The sequence below is a fragment of the Streptomyces sp. JJ36 genome (assembly GCF_021696945.1).
Classification (GTDB): domain Bacteria; phylum Actinomycetota; class Actinomycetes; order Streptomycetales; family Streptomycetaceae; genus Streptomyces.
Window position 1 is genome coordinate 1 of record NZ_JACYHE010000094.1, and the last position, 19,766, is coordinate 19,766.

The 19,766-nt window shown below is 74.1% G+C and carries 15 protein-coding genes; 11 read left to right on the forward strand and 4 right to left on the reverse strand.

What is annotated here, in order from left to right:
• From HOY81_RS24520 to groL, 3 genes are all read left to right on the forward strand, one after another.
• Nucleotides 1–935, forward strand: a 935-nt coding sequence (locus tag HOY81_RS24520) for a polysaccharide deacetylase family protein (protein WP_237322878.1), incomplete at its 5' end; no start/stop codon positions are given.
• A gap of 191 nt (nt 936–1,126) precedes the next feature.
• Nucleotides 1,127–1,438 carry a co-chaperone GroES gene (gene groES, locus HOY81_RS24525; protein WP_237322879.1) on the forward strand — a complete coding sequence of 104 codons (312 nt, stop codon included), beginning with the start codon at nt 1,127–1,129 and terminating at the stop codon, nt 1,436–1,438.
• A gap of 118 nt (nt 1,439–1,556) precedes the next feature.
• Entirely contained in the window at nt 1,557–3,182 is a 1,626-nt protein-coding gene (gene groL, locus HOY81_RS24530; RefSeq protein ID WP_237322880.1) for a chaperonin GroEL, read from the forward strand.
• Between the two features lie 355 nt (nt 3,183–3,537).
• Here groL and HOY81_RS24535 read toward each other — a convergent pair whose 3' ends face one another.
• The 3 genes from HOY81_RS24535 to HOY81_RS24545 form a co-directional block, all read right to left on the reverse strand.
• Nucleotides 3,538–4,311 (reverse strand): SDR family oxidoreductase, encoded by a 774-nt coding sequence (locus tag HOY81_RS24535; protein ID WP_237322881.1) that lies wholly within the window; start codon nt 4,309–4,311, stop codon nt 3,538–3,540.
• A 297-nt stretch (nt 4,312–4,608) separates the two neighbouring features.
• Entirely contained in the window at nt 4,609–5,259 is a 651-nt protein-coding gene (locus HOY81_RS24540; RefSeq protein WP_237322882.1) for an MOSC domain-containing protein, read from the reverse strand.
• A gap of 194 nt (nt 5,260–5,453) precedes the next feature.
• A complete protein-coding gene (locus HOY81_RS24545) occupies nt 5,454–5,768 on the reverse strand; it encodes a WhiB family transcriptional regulator (protein ID WP_237322883.1) in 315 nt (104 codons plus the stop codon).
• A gap of 357 nt (nt 5,769–6,125) precedes the next feature.
• Here HOY81_RS24545 and HOY81_RS24550 point away from each other — a divergent pair, with 357 nt between their 5' ends.
• The 5 genes from HOY81_RS24550 to HOY81_RS24570 all read left to right on the forward strand — a co-directional run bounded on the left by HOY81_RS24550 (nt 6,126) and on the right by HOY81_RS24570 (nt 12,836).
• Entirely contained in the window at nt 6,126–6,737 is a 612-nt protein-coding gene (locus tag HOY81_RS24550; protein WP_003948568.1) for a response regulator transcription factor, read from the forward strand.
• 272 nt (nt 6,738–7,009) lie between these two features.
• Nucleotides 7,010–7,588 carry a sigma-70 family RNA polymerase sigma factor gene (locus HOY81_RS24555; RefSeq protein WP_272893254.1) on the forward strand — a complete coding sequence of 193 codons (579 nt, stop codon included), beginning with the start codon at nt 7,010–7,012 and terminating at the stop codon, nt 7,586–7,588.
• A gap of 100 nt (nt 7,589–7,688) precedes the next feature.
• Nucleotides 7,689–9,191: an IMP dehydrogenase gene (gene guaB / locus HOY81_RS24560; protein ID WP_237322885.1), complete on the forward strand. Its 1,503-nt coding sequence runs from the start codon at nt 7,689–7,691 to the stop codon at nt 9,189–9,191.
• Between the two features lie 100 nt (nt 9,192–9,291).
• A complete protein-coding gene (locus tag HOY81_RS24565; protein WP_237322886.1) occupies nt 9,292–10,407 on the forward strand; it encodes a GuaB3 family IMP dehydrogenase-related protein in 1,116 nt (371 codons plus the stop codon).
• A gap of 290 nt (nt 10,408–10,697) precedes the next feature.
• Entirely contained in the window at nt 10,698–12,836 is a 2,139-nt protein-coding gene (locus tag HOY81_RS24570; RefSeq protein ID WP_237322887.1) for a catalase, read from the forward strand.
• A 141-nt stretch (nt 12,837–12,977) separates the two neighbouring features.
• On the opposite strand, the gene HOY81_RS24575 is transcribed toward HOY81_RS24570, so the two are convergent.
• A complete protein-coding gene (locus HOY81_RS24575) occupies nt 12,978–14,240 on the reverse strand; it encodes a nucleotide sugar dehydrogenase (RefSeq protein WP_237322888.1) in 1,263 nt (420 codons plus the stop codon).
• A gap of 221 nt (nt 14,241–14,461) precedes the next feature.
• On the opposite strand from HOY81_RS24575, the gene HOY81_RS24580 reads away from it, so the two are divergent.
• The 3 genes from HOY81_RS24580 to HOY81_RS24590 form a co-directional block, all read left to right on the forward strand.
• The gene (locus HOY81_RS24580; protein WP_237322889.1) at nt 14,462–16,168 is read left to right on the forward strand and encodes a glycerol-3-phosphate dehydrogenase/oxidase; all 1,707 of its coding nucleotides are present in this window, start codon (nt 14,462–14,464) and stop codon (nt 16,166–16,168) included.
• A 372-nt stretch (nt 16,169–16,540) separates the two neighbouring features.
• A complete protein-coding gene (locus tag HOY81_RS24585; protein ID WP_237322890.1) occupies nt 16,541–18,742 on the forward strand; it encodes a serine/threonine-protein kinase in 2,202 nt (733 codons plus the stop codon).
• Between the two features lie 223 nt (nt 18,743–18,965).
• The coding region (locus HOY81_RS24590; protein WP_237322891.1) for a protein kinase at nt 18,966–19,766 on the forward strand (801 nt) is incomplete at its 3' end.

Here is a 19,766-nt window from a genome sequence, read left to right on the forward strand (position 1 = left end):
GGGTCCCGGGCCTCCCCTCCGCGCCGGTGCACACACCGCTGCACGCGCCCCCCGTGGCGCCCCGGGCCGGCAGTGACCGGGACGGGCCGCCGGACGGGGGCCGCGCTCCCGGGCGGGGGCCCGGGAAGGCGGGGCGGCGGGCCGCGCCGGAAGTGGCGGGGCCGGCGCGACTCGCCCTCTCCCCGGCGCGTCGCGCCGCCCGGGTGCGCGCCACCGCCGACGCGCTGGCCGCGCACGCACGGTTCCTGCGGGCCCGGGTCGCGGCCTTCCGTCGCTGGGGCGTGGCCGAGCCGCCCCCGCTCCCGCCCGCCCCGCCGGTGCTCAAACCGCGGCTGCGGGACGCCACGGTCGTCTCCCGGGTGCCGACGGACGACCGGGTGATCTTCCTGACGGTGGACGACGGCGCCGAGAAGGACCCGGAGTTCCTGCGCATGGTGGAGGAGCTGGACCTGCCGGTGAGCTCCTTCCTGACCGACGAGGAGGCGCGCACCGGCGTGGGGTACGGCTACTTCCGCTCCCTCGCGCTCCGGGGCGGCACCATGCACAACCACACGCTCCACCACCCGTATCTCCCGGCGCTCGGCTACCGGGCGCAGCGCCGGGAGATCTGCGGCCAGCAGGACCGGATCCAGGAGGAGATCGGCGGCCCGCAGCCGCGGCTCTTCCGGCCGCCGTACGGGGCCTACGACCGGGTCACGCTGCGGGCCGCGCGCGCCTGCGGGCTGGACGGCGTCGTGCTGTGGGGGCTGGAGGCGTGGGCGGGCCGCATCGACTTCCAGGAGCCCGGCGGCCGGCTCTACCCGGGGGCCGTCGTGCTCACCCACTACCGGGGCCCCGCGGAGTGGGGCGGGTCGATGGCCGACATGACACGCCGGGTCCTGCGACTCGCCGCGGAGCAGGGGTATGCCGTGGCCCGCCTGGAGGACTACCTCTGAGTCGCCGCGCACCCCCTGGCACTCTGGTTGACTGAGTGCTAACCGCGGCATAATCTCAGAGCTGGCACTCTCCCCAGGTGAGTGCCAGCCAGTACGCGACGGGCAGATCCGGCACCCGCGACGACGGATCTACCAGGTCGCCACCCCAGACATTCAACCCCGCTGAGATCTCCGAAGGGGGAGGTCGGATCGTGACGACCGCCACCAGCTCCAAGGTTGCCATCAAGCCGCTCGAGGACCGCATCGTCGTCCAGCCGCTGGACGCCGAGCAGACCACCGCCTCGGGCCTGGTCATCCCGGACACCGCCAAGGAGAAGCCCCAGGAGGGCACCGTCCTGGCCGTGGGCCCGGGCCGGTTCGAGGAAGGCAACCGCCTGCCGCTCGACGTGTCCGTCGGCGACATCGTGCTCTACAGCAAGTACGGCGGCACCGAGGTGAAGTACAACGGCGAGGAGTACCTCGTCCTCTCGGCCCGCGACGTCCTCGCGATCGTCGAGAAGTAAGCCGCCGAGGCACGCCGAAACTGCTTATTGATCTGCGCCCTGGCTCCCGCCGCGTCCGAGAACTCCGAGACAGCAGCCGGGGCCGGGGCGCAGTTCGTCTGAGAGGACCCACAGCTCCATGGCCAAGATCCTGAAGTTCGACGAGGACGCGCGCCGCGCCCTCGAGCGCGGCGTCAACCAGCTCGCCGACACCGTCAAGGTGACCATCGGCCCCAAGGGCCGGAACGTCGTCATCGACAAGAAGTTCGGCGCCCCGACCATCACCAACGACGGCGTCACCATCGCCCGTGAGGTCGAGACGGACGACCCGTACGAGAACCTGGGCGCCCAGCTCGTGAAGGAGGTGGCGACCAAGACCAACGACATCGCGGGTGACGGCACCACCACCGCCACCGTGCTGGCCCAGGCGCTGGTCCGCGAGGGCCTGCGGAACGTCGCCGCCGGGGCCTCCCCCGCCGCGCTGAAGAAGGGCATCGACGCCGCTGTCGAGGCCGTCTCCGGCGAGCTGCTGGGCTCCGCCCGGCCGATCGACTCCAAGGAGGACATCGCCGCCGTCGCCGCCCTGTCCGCCCAGGACAAGCAGGTCGGCGAGCTGATCGCGGAGGCGATGGACAAGGTCGGCAAGGACGGCGTCATCACGGTCGAGGAGTCCCAGACCTTCGGCCTGGAGCTGGACTTCACCGAGGGCATGGCCTTCGACAAGGGCTACCTGTCCCCGTACATGGTGTCCGACCAGGAGCGTATGGAGGCCGTCCTCGACGACCCGTACATCCTGATCCACCAGGGCAAGATCAGCTCCATCCAGGACCTGCTGCCGCTGCTCGAGAAGATCATGCAGGCCGGCGGCTCCAAGCCGCTGCTGATCATCGCCGAGGACGTGGAGGGCGAGGCCCTCTCCACCCTCGTGGTCAACAAGATCCGCGGCACCTTCAACGCCGTCGCCGTCAAGGCCCCCGGCTTCGGCGACCGCCGCAAGGCGATGCTCGGCGACATGGCCACCCTGACCGGTGCCACCGTCATCGCCGAGGAGGTCGGCCTCAAGCTCGACCAGGCCGGCCTGGACGTGCTCGGCTCCGCCCGCCGCGTCACCGTCACCAAGGACGACACCACCATCGTCGACGGCGCGGGCAAGGCGGAGGACGTGCAGGCGCGCGTCGCCCAGATCAAGGCGGAGATCGAGAACACCGACTCCGACTGGGACCGTGAGAAGCTCCAGGAGCGGCTGGCCAAGCTGGCCGGCGGCGTCTGCGTCATCCGCGTCGGCGCGGCCACCGAGGTCGAGCTCAAGGAGAAGAAGCACCGCCTGGAGGACGCCATCTCCGCGACCCGCGCCGCGGTCGAGGAGGGCATCGTCCCCGGTGGCGGCGCCTCCCTGGTGCACGCGGCCAAGGTGCTCGGGGACTCGCTGGGCAAGAAGGACGACGAGGCCACCGGCGTCGCCGTCGTCCGCCGCGCGCTCGTCGAGCCGCTGCGCTGGATCGCCGAGAACGCCGGCCTGGAGGGCTACGTCATCTCCTCCAAGGTGGCCGAGCTGGACAAGGGCCAGGGCTTCAACGCCGCCACCGGCGAGTACGGCGACCTCATCAAGGCCGGCGTCATCGACCCGGTGAAGGTGACCCGTTCCGCCCTGGAGAACGCCGCCTCCATCGCCTCGCTGCTGCTCACGACCGAGACCCTGGTCGTCGAGAAGCCGGCCGAGGAGGAGGAGAACGCGGGCGGCCACGGCCACGGTCACGCGCACTGAGTCGCGCCCGCACGGCGCGCTCCGGCGTGTGTCACGACGCACGACGGCGTACGACCGGCGTATGCCGGTGCACAGTGGCGCACGGCAGCACACTCGGTCTGTTGCGCGCCGCGCACGCCACGGCCCGGTGTCCCCCGTCCGGGGGCGCCGGGCCGTGCGCGTGTCCGCCCGGCGGGGAGCGCGCAGCGGGCGGGAGCGTCCGGGCGGGGCGCGCCCCGAAGCGGCCGGGACCTCGGTCCCCGTGCCCGACGAGGCGCCGGCGCCGGGGGCGCCGGCCCCCGCCATCGGGCCCGGGGGCCGCCGCAGGCGCGCAGGGAGAGACCGCCGGCGGATCCAGTGCGTCCCGTGTGGGTGCTCAGTGCGGCCCGTAATCGCGGCCGGCCCGGGAGGAGACCCGGGCCAGCACCCCGCGCGGCGCGAGCCGGGTCAGCCCCATCAGCGCCTTGTACCGCGGGTCCGGGATCGACAGCGTGCGGCCCCGCGCCAGGTCGGCCAGCGCGGCGTCCACCACGCGCCCCGCGTCCAGCCACATCCAGCCCGGCACCCCCTCGGCGTCCATCCCGGCCCGGGTGTGGAACTCCGTCCGCACGAAGCCGGGGCAGAGCGCCATCAGCCGTACGCCGGTGCCCGCCATGTCGTTGGCGACGCCCTGGGTGAACTGGGTGATCCATGCCTTGGACGCGCCGTACGTGCCGCGGGGCAGGAAGGCGGCCACCGAGGCGACGTTGACGATGCCGCCGCGTCCCCGGTCCCGCATCGCCTCCGCCGCGGCCGCCGTCGACCGCAGCACCGCCTCGCAGTGCACCCGCAGCATCGTCAGCTCGTCGGCCATCGGCACCTCGAGGAAGCGGCCCTTGGTGCCGAAGCCGGCGTTGTTGACCAGCAGGTCGACCGGGCGGTCGCGGTCGCCCACCCGCTCCCCCAGCGCCGCGATCCCGCGCTCCCCGGAGAGGTCCGCGGTGAGCACGGAGGCCTCCACGCCGTGCTGGTCGTGCAGCTCGGCGGCCTGCTCCCGCAGCCGCTCGGTGTTCCGTGCGACGAGCACGACGTCGTGCCCGTCGCGCGCCAGCCGGCGGGCGAAGGCGGCGCCGATCCCCGCGGTCGCTCCCGTGATCAGTGCAGTCGTCATGGGGGCACGGTATACGCGCACGCCCCACGCCCCGCCGTGCCCGGTGCCGGGCGCGGGGCGGCGGCCCGCCGCCCGGGGCCCCGGTGCGGCCGTCGTCCGGGCCGACCGCGCCCGCGGACCCGGCCACGGCGTGCGGTACGGCGGACCTGAGGGGGTGTCAGCTCGCCGGGGGCCGGGGACCGGCTTCTCCGGGGTGCCGGACTCCCGCCGCCTCCCCGGCGGCGCGGCGCCGGGGCGGCGGCCCTCCCGGACCCGGGCCGAGCAGCCGTCCGGGCGCGCCCTGCTCGGGGCGTCGCGTCAGGAGGCCCGCCGTTCCGCGCTCTCCACCGCCTCCGGGTCCAGCGCGTCCCGGGCGACGAGGATCCGGGGCAGCAGCCCGGGCTCCGCGGTGAGCGCGCGGAACACGAACGCGGCGGTGACCTCGTGCTCGGGGACGTGCACCCGGGAGACCGGGTCGCCGGCGCGGATCTCGCCCGGTTCCAGCACCCGCAGATAGGCGCCCGGCTGCGCCTTCCGGGTGAAGGTCCGCACCCAGCCCCGCTCGCCGAGCCAGCTCGCGAAGGTGCGGCAGGGGATGCGGGGGCCGCACACCTCCAGCAGCACGTCCGGTCCCACGCGCCAGCGCTCGCCGACGCGCGCCCCGCTCACGTCCAGGCCCGTGGTGGTGAGGTTCTCCCCGAACACGCCGTTCGGCAGCGTCCGGCCCAGCTCCTTCTCCCAGGCGTCCAGCTCCTCCCGGGCGAAGGCGTACACCGCCTGGTGCTCCCCGCCGTGGTGCCGCAGGTCGGCGATGGTGTCGCCGGCCAGTCCGCTTCCCCCCACGCCCTTCGGGCCGGGCGCGGACACCGCGACGGGGCCCTCGGCCGGGCGCTTGTCGATGCCGGTGACACCGATCGCCGCCTCCGCGGTGCGGTACGGCCTCCCGAGATTCACTGACAGCAGCTCCATGGCGGCACGCTAGCCTGCCCGGCTCCGCGGGAGCGACCGGATTCCCGGGCGGTCGCGGGTCCGACGGGGGTCTCCGTGGCGCCCCGCGTGGGCGCCCTGTGACCGCGGGGGAGCACGGGGGAGCCGCCGACGAGCCCGCGGAGCCGCTCATGCGCCACCGGCCCGCGCCAGGGGCCGGTGGAGAATCGTTTCTGCTAGTGCTGGGAGGCGCTGTGCGACGTCACGAGACGGTTCCGTGCCCGTCCCATGAGCTCCTCGCGCTCGTCCTCCGTGAGGCCGCCCCAGACTCCGTACGGCTCCCGCACCGCCAGGGCGTGTGCGGCGCACTCGGAGCGCACCGGGCAGCGCATGCAGACCTCCTTCGCGGACGCCTCGCGCGCACTGCGGGCGGCTCCCCGTTCCCCCTCGGGGTGGAAGAAGAGGGAACTGTCGACACCACGGCAGGCGGCGAGCAGCTGCCAGTCCCACAGATCGGCGTTCGGGCCCGGGAGGCGGGAGAAGTCTGCCATTGCGTGTCCCCTCGGAAGCGTACTGCGACGGATCTGCCACTGATCAGTAAATATGACTCTTTGCCGAATCTAGTAAGTACCCGGTGGAAACGGAAGGAATGCCGACCAAATAGGGCACGTATCGGGTGGCGTCGCGGCGTGGCGTTCACTCGAAGTGTGTCCGTGCACTCACGTAGAGTGTCCGAGGCGGCCGGCGAACCCGTAACTCTTTTGGGTGACCGTCGTTGAGAGTGCGGAAAGCGATTGCCGGAAAGTGCCCGGATGCCCGGGTGCCCGCAGTGGTCAATCGCACACAGGTGACGTTTCGTGAACAGCCTGGAGGCTCAAGGTGATGCGCATCAGCTGCGGAGGGTGGTCATGACTTCCGTCCTCGTCTGCGACGACTCCCCCCTCGCCCGGGAGGCGCTGCGCCGCGCGGTGGCGACCGTGCCCGGTGTCGAGCGTGTGACAACGGCTGCCAACGGCGAGGAAGTCCTCCGCCGCTGGGGTGCCGATCGCTCGGATCTCATTCTCATGGACGTCCGGATGCCCGGCCTGGGGGGTGTGGAGACCGTCCGGCGGCTGCTGTCGGCCGATCCGGGGGCCCGCATCATCATGCTCACCGTGGCCGAGGACCTGGACGGCGTCGCGCTCGCCGTCGCCGCCGGGGCCCGGGGCTATCTGCACAAGGACGCCTCGCGCGCCGAGCTGCGGGCCACCGTCACCCAGGCGCTGGCCGACCCGACGTGGCGGCTGGCGCCGCGCCGGCTGCGCTCGGCCGAGATGGGCGCCGCTCCCACCCTGACCGCCCGGGAGATCCAGGTGCTGGAGGGCATGAGCCACGGCCGCTCGAACGCCGAGATCGGCCGGGAGCTCTTTCTCTCCGAGGACACGGTCAAGACCCACGCCCGCCGGCTGTTCAAGAAGCTCGGCGCCTCCGACCGCGCCCATGCGGTGGCCCTCGGATTCCGCTGGGGCCTCGTCCGGTAAGGTCCGGTCCCCGCCCGCGGCGGCTCGCCGTCACGGCTTTCCCGGCCGTTCCGGAAGGGTCCCGAAGCCCGGTCCCGGGCGGTCCGGCGGCGGGCGGCACGGAATTTCCGCGCGTGCCGCATGCTTGGTGTATGGAGTTCCCCGGGGACCGGTCGGTCGGGCGGCAGAGGAGGGCACGCGACGTGACAGCCGGTGCGCTTGCTCATAACGCTTCTGTGCAGAAGCCGGGGCGCGGTGCGACGGATCGCGCGAGCGCCGTGCACCATGGACCGATGCGCGACGACGAGCACCAGGCGGCGGTCGGCGCCCTCGTCCGGCGTGCGGTCGAGGGGGACGAGCAGGCCACCCACGACCTGCTCGCCCGCGTGCACCCGCTCGCGCTGCGCTACTGCCGCACCCGGCTGACGCGGCTGCCCGGGGACGCCCGGCACTTCGTCGACGACCTCGCGCAGGAGGTCTGCCTCGCGGTGCTGTGCGCCCTGCCGCGCTACCGCGACACCGGCAAACCCTTCGAGGCCTTCGTGGTCGCCATCGCCCAGCACAAGGTGGCCGACCTGCAGCGGGCCGCGATGCGCGGACCCGGCAGCACCGCCGTGCCCTCCGACGAGATGCCCGAGCAGCCGGACGACTCGCTCGGGCCGGAGGAGCGGGCGCTGCAGAGCAGCGACGCCGAGTGGGCCAAGAAGCTGCTGGCCAACCTGCCGGAGCACCAGCGGGAACTGGTGCTGCTGCGGGTGGCGGTGGGCCTCTCGGCCGAGGAGACCGGGCAGATGCTCGGCATGTCGCCGGGTGCGGTGCGGGTGGCACAGCACCGGGCGCTCACCAGACTGCGGGCGCTGGCCGAACAGTAGTGCCGCACGGGTGACCGATTCGGCACCGGTCACGTCGCCGAGCAGCCCTCTGCGGCCGTTAGCATGGACGTCCGCGCCGCGCAAGCATGGGGAAGGTGTCATGACAGACTACGTCGACGGAGTGCCCGCCAAGTTCGCCGCTCTCGGGCTGACCTACGACGACGTGCTCCTGCTGCCGGGCGAGTCGGACATGGCCCCCCAGGAGATCGACACCTCCTCGCCGGTCTCCCGCAACGTCCGGGTGAACGTGCCGCTGCTCTCCGCCGCCATGGACAAGGTCACCGAGGCCCGGATGGCCATCGCCATGGCCCGGCAGGGCGGCGTCGGCGTGCTGCACCGCAATCTCGCGATCGAGGACCAGGCCCTCCAGGTGGACCGCGTGAAGCGCTCCGAGTCCGGCATGGTCACCGATCCCATCACCATCGGCCCGGACGCCACCCTGCAGCAGGCCGACGAGCTCTGCGGCCGCTTCCGGATCAGCGGCGTGCCGGTCACCGACCCGGCCGGGAAGCTGCTCGGCATCGTCACCAACCGCGACATGGCCTTCGAGCTGGACCGCGGCCGGCAGGTCCGGGAGGTGATGACGCCCATGCCGCTGGTCACCGGCAGGGTGGGCGTCTCCGGCGCGGACGCCATGGAGCTGCTGCGCCGGCACAAGATCGAGAAGCTTCCGCTGGTGGACGACGACGGCGTGCTCAAGGGCCTGATCACGGTCAAGGACTTCGTCAAGGCCGAGCAGTACCCGAACGCCGCGAAGGACGCCGAGGGCCGGCTCGTCGTGGGCGCGGCCGTCGGGGTGGCGGGCGACGCGTACGACCGGGCGCAGGCGCTGATCGAGGCCGGCGTGGACTTCATCGTGGTGGACACCGCGCACGGCCACTCCCGGCTGGTCGGCGACATGGTCGCCAAGATCAAGTCGAATTCCTCCGTCGACGTGGTCGGCGGGAACATCGCCACCCGCGACGGCGCACAGGCGCTGATCGACGCGGGCGCCGACGGCATCAAGGTGGGTGTCGGCCCCGGTTCCATCTGCACCACCCGGGTGGTGGCCGGCATCGGCGTCCCCCAGGTCACCGCGATCCACGAGGCGTCGCTGGCCGCCAGGGAGGCCGGCGTGCCGGTCATCGGGGACGGCGGTCTGCAGTACAGCGGGGACATCGCCAAGGCCCTGGTCGCCGGCGCCGACACGGTGATGCTCGGCAGCCTGCTGGCGGGCTGCGAGGAGTCGCCGGGCGAGCTGCTCTTCATCAACGGCAAGCAGTTCAAGTCGTACCGCGGCATGGGCTCGCTGGGCGCCATGCAGTCGCGGGGCGACAGCCGCTCCTTCTCCAAGGACCGTTACTTCCAGGAGGGTGTCGGCACCGACGACAAGCTGGTCCCCGAGGGCGTCGAGGGCCAGGTGCCCTACCGCGGCCCCCTCGCGGCGGTGGTGCACCAGCTCGTCGGCGGGCTCAAGCAGTCGATGTTCTACGTCGGCGGGCGCACCGTGGCGGAGCTGAAGGAGCACGGCCGCTTCGTGCGCATCACCGCGGCCGGCCTCAAGGAGAGCCACCCGCACGACATCCAGATGACCACCGAGGCACCGAACTACTCGCGGCGCTGAGCCGCACCCGCCCGAGCCCGCGGCCTGGGGAGGTCGCGGGCTCGGGCGTGCAGACGGCGTGGGCGATACTGGGTACGCAACCGCAAGGAAGGGCCATTTCGTGACTGAGATCGAGATCGGGCGCGGCAAGCGCGGCCGCAAGGCGTACGCGTTCGACGACATCGCCGTCGTCCCCAGCCGGCGCACCCGTGACCCGGAGGAGGTCTCGATCGCCTGGCAGATCGACGCCTACCGCTTCGAGCTGCCCTTCCTGGCCGCCCCCATGGACTCCGTCGTCTCGCCCGCCACGGCCATCCGCATCGGCGAGCTGGGCGGTCTCGGGGTGCTGAACCTCGAGGGCCTGTGGACGCGGTACGAGGACCCGGAGCCGCTGCTCGCCGAGATCGCCGAGCTGGACGAGGCCGAAGCCAACCGGCGGATGCAGCGGCTCTACGCCGAGCCGATCAAGGAGGAGCTGATCGGGCGGCGCATCAAGGAGGTGCGGGACGCCGGCGTGGTGACCGCCGCCGCCCTGTCGCCGCAGCGCACCGCGCAGTTCTCCAAGGCCGTGGTGGACGCCGGGGTGGACCTCTTCGTGATCCGCGGCACCACGGTCTCGGCCGAGCACGTGTCCGGGCGCGCCGAGCCGCTCAACCTCAAGCAGTTCATCTATGACCTGGACGTCCCGGTGATCGTCGGCGGCTGCGCCACCTACACCGCGGCCCTGCACCTGATGCGGACCGGCGCGGCGGGCGTGCTGGTCGGCTTCGGCGGCGGCGCGGCGCACACCACACGCAACGTGCTGGGCATCCAGGTGCCGATGGCCACCGCGGTCGCCGACGTGGCCGCGGCCCGCCGCGACTACCTCGACGAGTCCGGCGGCCGCTACGTCCACGTGATCGCCGACGGCGGGGTGGGCTGGTCCGGCGACCTGCCGAAGGCCGTCGCCTGCGGCGCGGACGCGGTGATGATGGGCTCCCCGCTGGCCCGGGCCACCGACGCCCCCGGCCGCGGCCACCACTGGGGCATGGAGGCCGTCCACGAGGACGTGCCGCGCGGCAAGCGGATGCACCTGGGGACGGTGGGCACCACCGAGGAGATCCTCCTCGGCCCGTCGCACACCCCGGACGGCTCCATGAACTTCTTCGGCGCGCTGCGCCGCGCCATGGCGACCACCGGCTACTCCGAGCTCAAGGAGTTCCAGCGGGTCGAGGTCACGGTCGCCCGCTCCCGCTGACGCCCGTACCGCCGTGGGCGCCGCGCTCCCGCCCGTACGGACCCGGGAGCGTGGCGCGGCAGGCGCCCGCCGGCCGTGTGCCGCCGCCGGGGCGCGGCTGCCCTGCCGTCCCCGCTCCCTCGTCCCTGCCCCCGCGTCCCTGCCCCCGCATCCGGGCCCGGCCCGTCCGGGTGCGGCGGGCGGCCGGACGGGGCGGGCACGTTTCCCCCGCCCGTGGGCGGGCTACTCCGCGACGGAACCGGCCGCCGGTGCCGGGACGCCGACGAGGAGCAGCAGCAGGAGCCGCCGCCATGGCAGAGTACGTGTCCGGTCACCAGCCCCGTGAGGACGCCAAACAGCGCCAGCGGGACAGCCACCGCGCCGCCGACCCGGCGGGTGGCCCGCTCACCACCGACCAGGGGACCGCCGTCGACCACACCGACGACGCGCTCCAGGCGGGGGAGCGCGGCCCCACCCTGATGGAGGACTTCCACTTCCGGGAGAAGCTCACCCGCTTCGACCACGAACGCATCCCCGAGCGGGTGGTGCACGCCCGGGGCGCGGGGGCGTACGGCTTCTTCGAGCCCTACGAGTCCTGTGCCGCCTTCACCCGGGCGGCCTTCCTCCAGGACCCCTCGGTGCGTACGCCGGTCTTCGTGCGCTTCTCCACGGTGCAGGGGCCGCGCGGCTCGGCGGACACGGTGCGGGACGTGCGCGGCTTCGCCACGAAGTTCTACACCTCCGAGGGCAACTACGACCTCGTGGGGAACAACATGCCGGTCTTCTTCATCCAGGACGGCATCAAGTTCCCCGACTTCGTGCACGCGGTGAAGCCCGAGCCGCACAACGAGATCCCCACCGGAGCATCCGCGCACGACACCCTGTGGGACTTCGTGGGCCTCCAGCCGGAGACCACGCACATGATGATGTGGCTGATGTCGGACCGGGCCATCCCGCGCAGCTACCGCACGATGCAGGGCTTCGGCGTCCACACCTTCCGCTTCGTGGACGCGGAGGGCCGGGGCACCTTCGTGAAGTTCCACTGGAAGCCGAAGCTGGGCGTCCACTCGCTGGTGTGGGACGAGGCGCAGGAGACCATGGGCCGGGACCCGGACTTCAACCGCCGCGACCTCTGGATGGCCATCGAGTCCGGCGAGTACCCGGAGTACGAGCTGGGCGTGCAGCTCGTGCCGGAGGAGGACGAGCACTCCTTCGACTTCGACCTGCTCGACGCGACCAAGATCATCCCCGAGGAGCAGGTGCCGGTCCGGCCCATCGGCCGGATGGTGCTGGACACCAACCCGGACAACTTCTTCGCCGAGACCGAGCAGGTCGCCTTCCACACCGCCAACGTCGTGCCCGGCATCGACTTCACCAACGACCCGCTGCTCCAGGCCCGGAACTTCTCCTACCTGGACACCCAGCTCCTCCGCCTGGGCGGCCCCAACTTCGCCCAGATCCCGGTGAACCGGCCGGTCGCCCCGGTGCGCACGCACCAGCGCGACGGCTTCCACCAGCACGAGATCCACCGAGGCGCCAGCTACCACAAGAACTCGCTCAGCGGCGGCTGCCCGGTGGTCGCCGGTGCCGACCCGCAGGCCTTCCAGCACTACACCGAACGGGTGGACGGCGCGAAGATCCGCAAGCGCAGCGCGAGCTTCCAGGACCACTACACCCAGGCGTCGCTGTTCTGGAACAGCATGAGCGACTGGGAGCGGCAGCACATCGTGGACGCCTTCCGCTTCGAGCTCGGCAAGGTCGGGACGGTGAGCATCCGCCAGCGCGTGGTGGAGAACCTGGTCAACGTCGACACCGAGCTGGCCCGCTCGGTCGCCGAGGGGATCGGCGTGTCGCCGCCCGCCGCCCCGGCCGGGCAGGCCCCGTCCGCCACCGACGCCTCCTCGCCCGCGCTGAGCCAGGCGAGCGAGAACCTGCGCGGCGACGGCTCCGTCCGCACCCGGCAGATCGCGGTGCTCGCCACCGAGGGCGTGGACGGCGAGCAGATCGCCGGACTCCAGGACGCGCTCGGCGCGGAGGGCGCCGTCGTCGAGGTGCTCGCCCCGCACGACGGCACGGTGCCCGGAGCGGGCGGCGGCGAGGTGGCGGTGACCCGCGCCCTGCCCACCGTGGCCTCCGTGCTCTACGACGCGGTGATCCTGCCGGACGGCCCCGCGGAGGCGCTGGCCTCGGCGGCGGGCGGGGCCGGGCTGCGCTTCGTACGGGACGCCTACCGGCACGGCAAGCCGATCGGGGCCCTCGGCTCGGGCGTGGGCACCCTCGCCACCCTGGAGCCCGGGGTGCGGCTGGCCGCCGACGGCGGCGGCACCGAGGCCGACCACGGCGTGGTGACCGACCGGTCGGCGGGGCGGGCGAGCGACACGTTCGTCCGCGCCTTCACGGACGCGGTGGCCGCCCACCGGCACTACGCGCGGCCGCCCATGCAGGGCTGACGTCGTTCACCCGGGCCGTACGCGCGTCCCGTGGCCCGTACCGGGTCCCGTGTCCCGTACGGCGCCCCTCGCCCGTACGGCCCCCGTACGGGGGCCGTACGGGTGCGGCGGGCGGCGCCCGCCGTCGGCGGTGCCCGGGGCTCAGAGCCGGTGCGCCGCCCCGGCGGGACTCGCGCCCCGGGTGTCCAGCAGGAGCTGCGCCTTGGCCGCCAGGCCCTGGAGGTCGTAGGTGCGGTGGTTCTGCAGCAGCACCGTCAGATCCGCCGCTCCGGCGGCCTCGTAGAGCGCCTCCGCCCGGGGCACCGGCCGCCCGGCGGTCTCCCAGCGGTGCACGTACGGGTCGTGGTAGCTCAGCTCGGCGCCGAGGTCGCGCAGGCGCGCGGCGATCTCGGCGGCGGGCGCGCCCGTGAGGTCGGGCAGGTCGGGCTTGTAGGTGACGCCGAGCAGCAGCACCCGGGCGCCGCGCGCGGACTTGCCGTGCTCGTTGAGCAGGGCGGCCGCACGCCGGGCGACATAGCGCGGCATGCGGGCGTTCACCTCCCGGGCGAGCTCGACCATGCGCAGCGGCTGCCCCGGTGCGCCGCCGGGCCCGGCGGTCCGTCCGGGGTCGGCGGCCACCCCGTGACCGCCCACGCCAGGGCCGGGCCGGAACGCGTGGAAGCCGAACGGCTTGGTCTCGGCGCACCGGATGACGTCCCAGACGTCGACGCCGATGTCGTGGCAGAGCACGGCCATCTCGTTGATGAGCGCGATGTTGATCTGCCGGTAGTTCGTCTCCAGCAGCGCGGCCGCCTCCGCCTCGCGGGGGCCGCGAGCCCGCACGATCTTGTCCGTCAGCCGCCCGAAGAAGGCGGCGGCCGCCTCCGTGCAGGCGGGGGTGAGGCCGCCGATCACCTGCGGGGTGTTGGCGTGGTCGTGGGTGCGGTTGCCGGGATCGAGACGGCCCGGTGCGCAGGCGAGGTGGAAGTCGCGGCCCGCCCGGAGTCCGGAACCCTCCTCCAGGAGGGGCCGGAGGACGTTCTCGGTGCCGCCCGGCGGGACCGCCGACTCCAGCACCACCGTGGTCCGGGGCCGCAGGACGGCCGCCAGCGTGCGGGCGGCCGCGCGCAGCGGCCCCAGGTCCAGGGAGCCTTCCGGGCCGGGCGGCGTGGCCGCGCTCAGCACGACCGTGCGGACCCGTCCCAGCACGGCCGGGTCGGCGGTGGCGTGGAAGCCGCGGGAGAGCATGCGGCGCAGTGCCGCGGCGGAGACCGAGCCGTCCGCGGGCGGCCGTCCCGCGGCGAGGCCGGCGACCGTACGCGGGTCCGGGTCGAAGCCGATCGTGTCGATGCCGGCGGCGGTCGCGGCCCTGGCGAGCGGCAGACCCGAATGGCCCAGTCCGATGACGGCGAGATCTGCGGGCATGGCGGTGGACATCCCTTCCCCCGGGGATCGCGAGGACGGTCGATGGGCGCTCTGTCAGGTTAGGCGCCTATATGACAGATATGCGGTATTGCGGCGCGGGACGCTGCCGGAGACCGCCCGGAGTCGGAACAATGGGGGACCATCGACTGGGGCACACCGTCTGGTAGGCGCGGCCCCCGGGCCGCGTACCAGGACCGGCTGGACGGCGATCGGAGGCAGCGGTGAGGACAGCGACACTCGGACCGGAGCAGCGCACCGGGGCACTGGCCGCCATGGCGGAACGAGAACTCGACGTGCTGGTCGTCGGCGGCGGCGTGGTCGGCGCGGGCACGGCCCTGGACGCCGCGACGCGCGGGCTGTCCACCGGCATCGTCGAGGCCCGCGACTGGGCCTCCGGCACCTCCAGCCGCTCCAGCAAGCTCGTCCACGGCGGCCTGCGGTACCTGGAGATGCTGGACTTCGCGCTGGTGCGGGAGGCGCTGAAGGAGCGCGGGCTGCTGCTCAGCCGGCTCGCCCCGCACCTGGTGAAGCCGGTGCCGTTCCTCTATCCGCTCGAGCACCGCGGCTGGGAACGGCTGTACGCGGGGTCGGGCGTGGCGCTCTACGACGCCATGTCGGTCTCCTCCGGGTACGGCAGGGGCCTGCCGGTGCACCGGCACCTCTCCCGGCGCCGGGCCTTGCAGGTGGCGCCCGCGCTGAAGAAGGACGCCCTGGTCGGCGGCCTCCAGTACTACGACGCCCAGGTGGACGACGCCCGCTACGTCGCCACCCTGGTCCGTACGGCCGCCGCCTACGGCGCCCACGCGGTGAACCGCACCCGGGTCACCGGCTTCCTCCGGGAGGGTGAACGGGTGGTCGGCGCCCGGCTGCAGGACCTGGAGCAGGGGGGCGAGTTCGAGGTCCGCGCCAAGCAGGTGGTGAACGCGACCGGGGTGTGGACCGACGACACCCAGGGGCTGATCGCCGAGCGGGGTCAGTTCCACGTACGGGCTTCCAAGGGCATCCACCTGGTGGTGCCGAAGGACCGCATCAACTCCAGCACCGGGCTCATCCTCCGTACGGAGAAGAGCGTGCTCTTCGTCATCCCCTGGGGCCGGCACTGGATCATCGGGACCACGGACACCGACTGGGACCTGGACAAGGCCCACCCGGCGGCCTCCAGCGCGGACATCGACTACCTGCTGGAGCATCTGAACTCCGTGCTGAACCTGCCCCTGACCAGGGACGACGTCGAAGGCGTGTACGCGGGCCTGCGGCCGCTGCTGGCCGGCGAGTCGGAGGCCACCAGCAAGCTCTCCCGCGAGCACACGGTGGCCCACCCGGTGCCGGGGCTGGTCGTCATCGCGGGCGGCAAGTACACGACGTACCGGGTGATGGCGAAGGACGCCGTGGACGAGGCGGTGCACGCGCTGGACGTCCGGGTCGCCGACTGCATCACCGAGGAGGTGCGGCTGGCCGGTGCCGAGGGCTACCACGCGCTGTGGAACGCCCGGGCGCGGATCGCCGCCCGTACCGGGCTGCATGTGGCCCGGGTGGAGCATCTGCTGGGGCGGTACGGCTCGCTGACCGAGGAGGTGCTGGAGCTGATCGCGGACGACCCGCAGCTCGGCGAGCCGCTGCCCGCGGCGGACGACTACCTCAAGGCGGAGGTCGTCTACGCCTGCACCCACGAGGGCGCCCGCCATCTGGACGACGTCCTGACGCGCCGTACCCGCATCTCCATCGAGACCTTCGACCGCGGGACGCGCAGCGCCCGCGAGTGTGCCGAGCTGATGGCGCGGGTGCTCGGCTGGGACTCCGCGCAGATCGACCGGGAGGTCGAGCACTACGAGAAGCGGGTCGAGGCGGAACGCGAGTCGCAGCGCCAGCCGGACGACCTGACCGCCGACGCGGCCCGGCTCGGCGCCCCGGAGATCGTGCCGCTCTGAGGGGGAGCGGCGGGGGGTGCCTCCGGGCCTGCTGCCACGGCGGGCGCCGCGGGGAGGGGCACGGCGGGCGCGTCGGCGGGCGCCGGGGCGCGAGGTGCGCCTGGGCGGCCGGGGTGGTGTCGCCCGGGCCGCACCCGCCACCCCACCCGCATCTCACCGCTGCGTAGGCGCCCCGCCCCACCCTCGCCCGGCCCCGCCCGACGTGGCGTCACCTCCCCTCCCGGCAGGCGTACCCGGGTGGGCGACCCTCCGTGACGGCTCGCGGCGGCCCGGGGCGTGGCGCGCGCCCCGGGGGACGGCCGGCCGGTCAGATGGGTCACAATGAAGGCTCTGCCGGGGGGCACTTCTGCTTGAGGGGAAGCAAGGGGATTCATGGGCCAGGACGTTGAGGACGGCCGGCTGGTCGGCGGCCGTTACCGGCTCGAGGGTGTGCTCGGCCGGGGCGGCATGGGCACCGTGTGGCGGGGCCGGGACGAGACCCTCGGGCGCACGGTGGCGGTGAAGGAGCTCCGCTTTCCGTCCAGCGTGGAGGAGGACGAGAAGCAGCGGCTGATCACCCGCACGCTGCGGGAGGCCAAGGCCATCGCCCGTATTCGCAGCGGCAGCGCGGTCACCGTTTTCGACGTCGTCGACGAGGACGACCGGCCGTGGATCGTCATGGAGCTCATCGAGGGCAGCTCGCTCGCCGACCGCCTGCGCAAAGAGGGACCGTTGAAGCCCGCCGAGGCGGCCGAGGTGGGGCTCTCCGTGCTCGACGTGCTGCGCGCCGCCCACCGTGAGGGCATCCTGCACCGCGACGTGAAGCCCTCCAACGTCCTGCTGGAGGAGGGCACCGGACGGGTGGTGCTCACCGACTTCGGGATCGCCAAGGTGGAGGGTGACCCTTCCATCACCTCCACCGGGATGCTCGTCGGCGCCCCCTCGTACATCTCGCCGGAGCGGGCCCGCGGCAAGCCGCCGGGCCCGCCCGCCGACCTGTGGTCCCTCGGCGGCCTGCTCTACGCGGCGGTGGAGGGCCGCCCGCCGTACGACAAGGGGTCCGCGCTCTCCACGCTGACCGCGGTGATGACGGAGCCGCTGCCCAAGCCGCGGCAGGCGGGTGAGCTGAGCGAGGTCATCTACGGCCTGCTGGAGAAGGACCCGGCCAAGCGGCTCGACGTGGACGGCGCCCAGGCCCTGCTGGAGGCGGTGGTCGCCGGAGCCGCCACGGCCCCCGCGGAGGCGCCGGACGCGACCCGCGCCGTCGCCCTGCCGCCCGAGCCCGAGCAGCCCGCCGCGCGCAGCGGTACCGGCGCCTCGCCGTGGTCCCGCGGCACCACGGGCGGGCGCGGGGCGCTGACGGGCCGTTCCGCGGAGCGGCTCCGGGGAGCCCTGCGCGCCGTACGCAACGCCGCCGCGGCCGCCCAGGCGCAGCCCGGCACGGAGCGGGCGCAGGCCGAGGGAACGGCCGGCTCGGACACGACACCTGCCGGTGCCACCGCCACCGGGGAAGCCGCCGCCACGGCGGCCTCCGGCGAGGGCGCCCCGGGAGACGGCCGTACGAAGAACGGTGACGGCGGGAAGCCGGCGGGCGGCGCGTCCGCCGGTACCCGTACGCCGTCCGGCACCCGTGAGGACGCCCAGCCCGCGGAGTCCGGCGCCGCGAGCGGCGCGGGCACCCGCCGCGGCGACGGGGCAGGGCCCGGTGCTGCCGCGGCCTCTCCCGGGGAGGGCCGTACGGCCTCCGCCGCGCTCGGTGACCTCCTCTCCCGACGGGGGTGGCTCGTCGTGGGTGCGGTGGTGGTCGTGCTGGTGGTGCTGGTCGTCGTCCTCGCCACGGCGTTCGCCGGCGAGGACGGCGGGAACGGCACCGGCGGCGGGACCTCCCAGGGCGCCGAGCAGCAGGGCGCCGGCCAGGACGGCGCGGACGGGAAGAAGGCCGGCGGCGGGCAGGACGGGAAGGCCGGCGACGAGCCGGGGACCGGAGGCGACACGTCCGGGAACGGCGCCGGGCAGCAGGACGGTGAGGCGGCGGACGACGCTGCGGACGACGCCGGGGAGGACACGGCCGGCCGGGACGAGGGCGCCGACGGGGGCCCGGGCGGAGACGGTGACGACGGCTCCGGCGCGCAGCTCCCCGACGGCTACGAGCGGGTCACCGACGGGCGCTTCCGCCACTCGATAGCGATGCCCGCCGGCTTCGAGCGCCGCGGTGTCTCGGGCACGGGGGCCGGCCGCAAGTACGGTCCGGCGGACGGCGGTTACCCGCGGCTCCAGGTGGACTTCGGCACCCAGCCGCAGGACGACGCCGTGCGCGCCTGGGAGAACCTGGAAGGCAGCACGCGCAGCAGCAGCACGGACTACCGGCGGATCGGCATGAAGGAGGTCCGGGGCTGGCGGGACTATCCCACCGTGGCCGACTGGACCTTCGAGCGGACGGAGGGCGGCACCCGGGTGCGGGTGCTCAACCGGGGCTTCAAGGTGGACGAGAACCGCGGCTACGCCATCATGATCACCTGCCGGGCCGACGCCTGGGACGGGGAGAAGTGCCGCACCCTGCGCGAGACGGCCATGCGCACCTTCCGCCCGCGCTGAGCAGGGCCCGCGCGGGCCGCCGTCCCCGTCACCGGGGTGCCCGCGGGGAGTTGACGGCGCCGGTACGGGGGAAGGCTGACCGCGGAGAGCCGCGCGACCCGGGACGCGGGGCCGCTCCGGCACGTATCGTGAAGGGCCGGGGACCGTGAGCATCCGCCGGAGGGTGGAGCGCGGCGGCCCGGGGACCGATCGAGGTACTGCTCGTGCGCTGTGGGGAGGCGCTGTGGACGACGCGGGTCACGCGGGGCGGCTGCTTGCCGGCCGCTACCGTCTGCCTGGGCTCCCGGACGAGGAGTACGAGGGAGCGGAGACACCGGCCTACGACACCGTGCACGGCCGGGAGGTGCTGCTCCGTCAGGTGCCGCTTCCCGAGATCGTGGACGCCGAGTTCGCGGACGCGCCGCAGCCCGCCGGCCGTTCCGGCACCCCCCGGGGTGCGGGCGGCCTGCCCGTGGGCGTACGGCGGGCCCTGGACGCCGCGCTCGCCGCCTCCCGGCTGCCGGACCACCCGCGGCTCGGCCAGGTCTACGACGCCTTCGTGGCCGGTGACGGGCTCTGGATCGTGGGTGAACTCCTGCCTGCCCGCTCGCTCTCCGAGCTGCTGGCCGAGGAACGGCTGAGCGCGCACCGGGCGGCCGAGATCGCCGCCGACGTGCTCGCGGCGCTGCGTGCCGTCCACGCGCAGGGTTGGGTGCACCGCAACATCACCGCCCGCACCGTGCAGGTGTGCGATGACGGGCGGGCCGTGCTCACCGGGCTGGCCGCCGGCGCCGCCGAGGAGGCGCTCTGCGGGTACGACCCGCTGCCGGACCCGGCGGCCGCGCAGCCCGAGCCGCGCGGGGGCATACCCGCCGCCCCGGACGCGGCGCACCCCCAGGGCCGGGGCGGCGCTCCCGGGCCGCACGACGCGGCCGGCCCTCCCGGCCCGCACGAGGTGCCGCGAGGGCCCGGCCCGTCCGGCGTGCACGGCCCGCCGGGCCCGTACCCGGCCGGCTCCCAGGCCGCCGGGGAGGCCGGTGGCGGC

What these genes read in the sequence shown, in the direction of transcription:
- groL (WP_237322880.1), top strand. Translation starts at nt 1,557, where the DNA reads ATGGCCAAGATCCTGAAGTTCGACGAGGACGCGCGCCGCGCCCTCGAG.
- HOY81_RS24535 (WP_237322881.1), bottom strand. Translation starts at nt 4,311, where the DNA reads ATGACGACTGCACTGATCACGGGAGCGACCGCGGGGATCGGCGCCGCC.
- HOY81_RS24540 (WP_237322882.1), bottom strand. Translation starts at nt 5,259, where the DNA reads ATGGAGCTGCTGTCAGTGAATCTCGGGAGGCCGTACCGCACCGCGGAG.
- HOY81_RS24545 (WP_237322883.1), bottom strand. Translation starts at nt 5,768, where the DNA reads ATGGCAGACTTCTCCCGCCTCCCGGGCCCGAACGCCGATCTGTGGGAC.
- HOY81_RS24550 (WP_003948568.1), top strand. Translation starts at nt 6,126, where the DNA reads ATGACTTCCGTCCTCGTCTGCGACGACTCCCCCCTCGCCCGGGAGGCG.
- HOY81_RS24555 (WP_272893254.1), top strand. Translation starts at nt 7,010, where the DNA reads ATGCGCGACGACGAGCACCAGGCGGCGGTCGGCGCCCTCGTCCGGCGT.
- guaB (WP_237322885.1), top strand. Translation starts at nt 7,689, where the DNA reads ATGACAGACTACGTCGACGGAGTGCCCGCCAAGTTCGCCGCTCTCGGG.
- HOY81_RS24570 (WP_237322887.1), top strand. Translation starts at nt 10,698, where the DNA reads ATGGCAGAGTACGTGTCCGGTCACCAGCCCCGTGAGGACGCCAAACAG.
- HOY81_RS24575 (WP_237322888.1), bottom strand. Translation starts at nt 14,240, where the DNA reads ATGCCCGCAGATCTCGCCGTCATCGGACTGGGCCATTCGGGTCTGCCG.
- HOY81_RS24585 (WP_237322890.1), top strand. Translation starts at nt 16,541, where the DNA reads ATGGGCCAGGACGTTGAGGACGGCCGGCTGGTCGGCGGCCGTTACCGG.